Annotated in this window: 5 protein-coding genes; 3 read left to right on the forward strand and 2 right to left on the reverse strand. The window is 42.4% G+C overall.

Going from position 1 to position 6146, the window contains the following annotated elements:
* The first annotated feature begins 271 nt into the window (after positions 1-271).
* From IH879_17960 to IH879_17970, 3 genes are all read left to right on the forward strand, one after another.
* A complete protein-coding gene (locus IH879_17960; protein ID MCH7676809.1) occupies positions 272-634 on the forward strand; it encodes a hypothetical protein in 363 nt (120 codons plus the stop codon).
* A 30-nt stretch (positions 635-664) separates the two neighbouring features.
* Complete coding sequence (locus IH879_17965) at positions 665-2002, forward strand: BamA/TamA family outer membrane protein (protein MCH7676810.1); 1338 nt, start codon at positions 665-667, stop codon at positions 2000-2002.
* A 70-nt stretch (positions 2003-2072) separates the two neighbouring features.
* On the forward strand, positions 2073-3152 hold the full coding sequence (locus tag IH879_17970) for a PA0069 family radical SAM protein (GenBank protein ID MCH7676811.1): 1080 nt from the start codon (positions 2073-2075) through the stop codon (positions 3150-3152).
* 270 nt (positions 3153-3422) lie between these two features.
* Here IH879_17970 and IH879_17975 read toward each other — a convergent pair whose 3' ends face one another.
* Both IH879_17975 and IH879_17980 read right to left on the reverse strand, forming a co-directional pair.
* The gene (locus IH879_17975) at positions 3423-4730 is read right to left on the reverse strand and encodes a metallophosphoesterase (protein MCH7676812.1); all 1308 of its coding nucleotides are present in this window, start codon (positions 4728-4730) and stop codon (positions 3423-3425) included.
* Positions 4731-4740: 10 nt separating this feature from the next.
* Complete coding sequence (locus tag IH879_17980; protein ID MCH7676813.1) at positions 4741-5706, reverse strand: hypothetical protein; 966 nt, start codon at positions 5704-5706, stop codon at positions 4741-4743.
* Positions 5707-6146: the final 440 nt, after the last annotated feature.

Raw genomic sequence — 6146 nt, forward strand, 5'->3', positions numbered from 1 at the left:
ACTTATTTACTTAAAATGTTGTGTAAATTTATAATGCGGAAATTCTATTTTTAGGAGTGCAAACATCGGCGAAGCGTATTTTTGCAAGGCTATGACAAAGGTAAAAATACGTCCTTCGGACTGATTTTTACACTCCTGTCTTGAACTCCTGAAAAAATGGGGGACATTCAGTTAATTTAAATAGACACTTGATTTTAGCAACCAATACTTTTAATTTAAATGAATTTCCAATTTAAGTCTAACAGGTCATATAAATAAATAAATAATAACCATGCGCTTCTCCGACTGGCTTACTTTTGACGATATTGCAGAACAAGTACCGAAAGAACCCGGGCTCTTCCAAATTAAAACCCGTGAAGGGTTGTTATCTTATCCCCGGGGCAAAAGCGCCATGTTTTATTACGGCTATTCCGAAGATTTAAATTACGGCTTGCAGAAGTTCAGCCGGGATATTTTGCCGCCTTTGAAAATGACGGCTGAAACCCTCTTTGCCCGCTGGATGGCGGCTGAAGATTTTGAAATTCGATTTAAAAATCAGTTAGACTTATTTCGCTCAAATTTCGGCTCATTTCCTCTCGGCAATGAAATGCTCTTACAGCAAGAAACCGGCGAACACGCCGATCCTGAAAATTAACTTCCAGCTTATATAATTGCGTACAACCACATGAAGAGGCAGGGGCACCTTTTAACTCTGTTGGCGGCGTTGGCTTTTGCGGCACTTTTGTGGGCATCTTCAGCGTACGCTTTTCAAAATCCAACAAAAGGCAGCGAAAACGAAAATTCTCAAGCAGATGAAGAAGATAAAAAAAATATTTTAGAACGAACTGTGAGAAGTGTCCTGGCGCCCCGCCAGGCTCAGATTTTCGGCAGACCTTACACGTATTATTTCTTTCCGATTGCTTTCTATCACTTCGAAACCGGCCTAAACCTGGGTTTTAACACGCACTGGTTTTCGCCAAAAAGAGATGCATTTCTTTACCGGCTGCGCCTGCAGGTTATTGCTTCATTAAAAAATAATCACAAACATAATTTTGTTTTTGAATATCCGCAATTGGCAGATTCAAAGTTTGGATTTATCCTGAGAGGAGAGTGGGAGCGCGCCTTGCAGACGCATTATTTTGGCCTTGGCAACAGCAGTCTAAATGACAGGGAACTCACGGCCTCCGGCAATGAGAATTTTATTCATAAAGATTTTTATGTTTATACTCTGAAAAGGCCGCGCTTGAAACTTTTCCTTACCTACCACATTTTTCCCGATATTGTTTTCGGATTTGGGGGTGGATTTCAATCGGCTGACCCGCAACCGCGGGATAACCCAGGCGAGTCTTTTCTTGCCGTGGATCGCCCTTTCGGCTATCTCGGCGGCTCGGGAAAACATCTTGCTTTTAAAATTAATTGGGATACCCGAAGCAACCGGGTTTTTCCCCTGGCTGGATTTCATACCGAACTTTCATTTGAGCCAAACTGGGCTTCGGTGAATGTGGAAAGGCAGACTCCGAACGGCCTCCAAAAACAATCGCAAAACGTGACTTTTTCACGTTACACTTTTTCTGATGCACGTTTCCTGCCAATTAAATCCAAGCGGTTGATCCTTGCCAACCGAATTGCATTTGAAGCAATTTCCGGGGCTGCACCTTATTATGAGTTTGGTCAATTTTCCGGACAGAGGAATACCCGGGCGCTTGGTGGAAGCCAGTCTCTTCGCGGATTTAGAAGCCGGCGTTTTCAGGATAAAATTAAGCTGATTACGCTGACCGAGCTGCGGTTTAACTACCGGCCAATCAATCTGATGTCAGAGTCTTTCGGGATGATTTTTATGGCATTTTTTGACAGCGGCCGGGTCTGGGAAAAATGGTCGGATCTTGCCTTCAATGATTTTCATTCTACATTTGGGTTCGGTATCTGGCTGAACTGGGATAATAATCTCATTATTCGCTTGGATGTCGGCCATTCCAGGGAAGAAACTTTCTTTCCGTTCCTGCGACTTAATACTGCATTTTGACTGGATGCTGGATGCTGGATGCTGCAAAAAAAGCTCTTGCTTTTTATGGTGAACATTAGTATACTCTTGCATGCAGGAGAACTTATTTACACCCTCTCTGCCGTTGATCAAAGGTCGTGCCGCCACGCACAATCCTGTCAATCGGTTTGAGCCTTTATTGCTTGAAGCGGATCCTGATTGGTTGGAGCAGGAACCCGAGCGAGAAATAATAACCCAGTTTTTTCGGGATCATACCCGGGATATTTTATCTAAAAATGACAGCCCGGACATCCCTTTTACTTACAGCCTAAATCCCTACCGTGGCTGCGAACATGGCTGCATTTACTGTTATGCCCGTCCAACTCATGAGTATCTCGGTTTTTCATCGGGAGTGGATTTTGAGACCAAAATTTTGGTCAAACCAGATGCACCAAAATTACTTGAAAAGAGATTTAAATCGCGCAGTTGGGTGCCGCAGGTGATCGCTTTTTCAGGAAATACCGATTGCTACCAACCCGTCGAAAAACGGCTGAAACTGACCCGAAAATGTCTTGAAGTGTTTTTGAAGTTTCGCAACCCGGTGGGAATTATCACAAAAAACGCACTAATTCTCCGCGACCTCGATATTTTACAAGAATTGGCTGAATATGATTTGGTCGCGACCACCCTTTCAGTTACCACACTGGACAATGCTTTATCCCGCAAAATGGAGCCGAGAACTTCGGCGCCGCTAAAAAGGCTCGAAGCGTTAGAAAAACTCGCGGCAGCGGGAATCCCGACCGGCGTCAATGTCGCGCCGGTGATCCCCGGCTTGACAGAACACGAAATGCCGGAAATTTTGAAGGAAGCAGCTAAACGTGGCGTCAAAAGCGCTGCTTATATCTTGCTGCGATTGCCTTATGCTGTAAAGGAGCTGTTCCAGGGGTGGGCAGAAAAACATTTTCCGGATCGTGCCAATAAAATGCTGCACTTTGTTCAAGAAACGCGCGCCGGACGTTTAAACGATCCCTGCTTTGGCAGCCGGATGCGGGGAGAAGGCGTGCGGGCAGATACAATTGAGAGATTGTTTGGAGTGAGCTGTCGAAAATACGGTTTGAATCGGGAGCGATTCAGCAGCCTCACTACGGAGCATTTCCGCCGGACTGAAATGGCACAGGAGGAATTGTTTTAGTGCTTTGTGATTCGGGAACCCTGCAGGAGCAAGGTACCGAACTTTATTAGGTTAAAAACTAGCCGCAGTCGAGTACCTTAGACGCTATCCACAAGCCGGCAACACAAAAAGCGAGGAAACATACGGCTGCAGAATATCTTTCCGTTCCATTATAACGCCCTCTAAGATAGGTATTATCGTCATACGCTTTCCCTCCTTATTAGAATTAGACGTTGGAAATACAACTGTGCGCTGATGTCCATCATTTTCAAAAAATATAAACATTTAAGCCTAAAGTTGTTCAAACTTACCATCCAACATTACTTTAAACCTGTTGAATTTGTTTTTGTCTCTACGAACTAACAAAAGCATTTCAGTCGCCGCGTTGGCCAAATCGACCGCGACTATTTTTCCATCATAAAACTCTCTGATGGTTCTTACGGGAGTATGCGCAACAATATGAACGTTACTTTTAAAATTTTTGAGCACTTTTTTTAGGTCTTTTGCCAACGTATCACTGCCGACGTAGGCCCGGTACCAAAAAACACTGTTGCTTGAGTAAAAAAAAGCCAGTCTTTTGTAAAATTGCAGCGAATCAACCAGGGCGGTTGGAATGGAGTCTTGTACCAAATAGTTGAAGACCTCTTCCTGCAAAAACGTTTTCAATGAATCATTAAATGCCTGGATTGAAATGGCATTGTAATCAGGCGTTATCCCGCCATGAGCAAATAAGGCTTTATTAATTTTGAGAATGCCGGGTTTTTGTGCCAGCCATTTTCCCAAAATCGAGTGGCGCGGACTGTACATTTCTGAATAGCTGATATTGTACATATCGGCAATAAGCTTTTCTTTCACGGATAAGTAACGAAGATCGTTGCCAAAAGTCATAATCTCATGGTTGCCCAATACAACATGAACCTGGCCGCCTTGTTCTTTTGCCTGTCGCTCCAGTTTGTAAAGGAACCACACCGTTCTGGTAACATCTTGCCCACGATCGAAGATATCCCCTAACGCAACCAGGTGCTTTTGATTTGCGATCCAATTTAGATTTGAATCGATAACCCATGCATTTTGCAGCAGCTTGATTAAGATGTCGAACCGGCCGTGAATATCACCCAATACATATATTGAATCAATGTTCGTAAACACACTTTCATTTTTTGTTTCTTTCTTATTTAGTTCGATAATGGTTTCATGCCGATCGGCTTGGCTGGAAAAATTGCCATATTGCAGGGCTAAAACGGATTCTTCAATGGCATCAAATGCAGCCCGGTGTGATCGGGCAGACTCTGTAATAACATCATAAAGCTGAATTCCATTTTTGAATACTTTAAGAAATCCTGAGTCCTCTTCAGTGGTTATCCAGTTTACTTCTATCTGATTCTCATGTTCGCGCACCCATAATCCATATTCGCCATTAAATTTGAATTTTGTCGATTGGGGTTTTTGAACTTCTGAGGTTGTTGATTCAAAGTAGCTATTTTGAAGATAGGCTGATGCGGGAGCAGAAAAAAAATAAAGCCCAATTAGGACAGGAATCCGAAAGGGGAGTACAAATTGACTAACCCTCTGTTTTTTTCTGATAAGAGATTTCACCATTAAGTTAAGATTAAAATGTTTTGATTTTACCGGAGTCCACTTGTTTTAAGAGTTTTTTGATCCGATTAAAAACGCCGTTAATTTCAGATTCAGTGAGGCCAAATTGCACGATATCATTGGTGACCCGCACGCCTTTTTTTGCGTTAAGGGATTCACTCGCCGGGACCGAAATGAGTTGTCCTTGCTGAATTTGAAACTGGGCGACAACGCCGAGGGTTTTTTCCAGATCACCTTTTTGAATTTTTCTAAGCCGCCCAATTGTTTTCTCCGGAAGGCTTTTGACCCGGATTTTTCGCCATTTAAACCCTCGGTCGCTTTCCAAGTTCCCAAAAGCAAACCCATTATCTACGGCGAATACCCGGGGATTCGCAGAATCTTTGGAAATTAAGAAATTCCCTTCATTGGAGTCATTGTGCTTAATAATGTAAGATAAAATGTTCATGTTTCCCAAATGTCTAGCGTAAGTGGTGTCAGATTTAAATCTTTTCTTATCATAAATTTTTTTAGAAGTGACTTCTTCTAACCAATATTGAAGGCAGAAGAATACACACCTGGTGTTTTTGAATGTCGGCTTAACGTCCGGTTCAATCTCCTGATACTGGTCCAGGGGCAAACTTCGGCCTACGGTTGGGGGAACAACGTATTCATCCACTTCAAGAAATAATTTCTGCAACTCATACGCAGCGATTTCATAGCGCGGCTGATTGTTTACCGCCCAGCCACCCCTTTCCGCTCTTTTCCATTTCACCTGAATTGGAATACCATCGGACCATCTTAGAATCGCTCGCTTAGTAAGATCCCCCTCGAATCGCGAACCCCGAATCCTGAAAATCTCGAAGGGTTCTCGTTTGAGTTTTTGCTCGAGTTCCTGGATTGGATGTAAAATGTTGCTGTCCTGAGCAAGGGCCGGGAAGACAAGAAAAAGTAAAATGCTCCAGTAGAGAATTGTTTTTAGACTGTTTCTGATTCTATCCATGAAGCGCTCCGTGTGAAATGGCTGTTCTAAAAATTGCACAACTGTTAAAGAGAACGTAGAAGTTTTCCATAAGAATATTGTTTTTGGCAGGATTGTAATGAGCTAAGTTTGATAAATCATAGAGCTTAGGTCATTATCGCTTGTTTAAATATACACAAAGTGTTGCGGATTGTCAAGAAAATTGCTTGAATTTTTTTTGGGGACATGGCCAAATGTCAAGTATCGCAATTTCAATAAATTAGGTTAAAAAAAATCCCTCTGAGCGTTCAAGGGATTTTTAAATTCATGCAGAATTATTTGGCTAATACTTAACCTGATTAATTCACAAAAAGAAATATAGAAATTGATTCAACATATTAACATTTAAGCAGTTAGATAGTGGATTAATGGATCAATGGAATATTGGATTAATGGCCTCGTTTTCCCCAATACTCCAGAAA

It is taken from the genome of candidate division KSB1 bacterium, from assembly GCA_022562085.1.
Lineage (GTDB): Bacteria > Zhuqueibacterota > Zhuqueibacteria > Oceanimicrobiales > Oceanimicrobiaceae > Oceanimicrobium.

Excerpts from the sequence above, each read along its gene's own strand:
- IH879_17960 (MCH7676809.1), top strand. The coding sequence starts at position 272 with ATGCGCTTCTCCGACTGGCTTACTTTTGACGATATTGCAGAACAAGTA.
- IH879_17965 (MCH7676810.1), top strand. The coding sequence starts at position 665 with ATGAAGAGGCAGGGGCACCTTTTAACTCTGTTGGCGGCGTTGGCTTTT.
- IH879_17970 (MCH7676811.1), top strand. The coding sequence starts at position 2,073 with ATGCAGGAGAACTTATTTACACCCTCTCTGCCGTTGATCAAAGGTCGT.
- IH879_17975 (MCH7676812.1), bottom strand. The coding sequence starts at position 4,730 with ATGGTGAAATCTCTTATCAGAAAAAAACAGAGGGTTAGTCAATTTGTA.
- IH879_17980 (MCH7676813.1), bottom strand. The coding sequence starts at position 5,706 with ATGGATAGAATCAGAAACAGTCTAAAAACAATTCTCTACTGGAGCATT.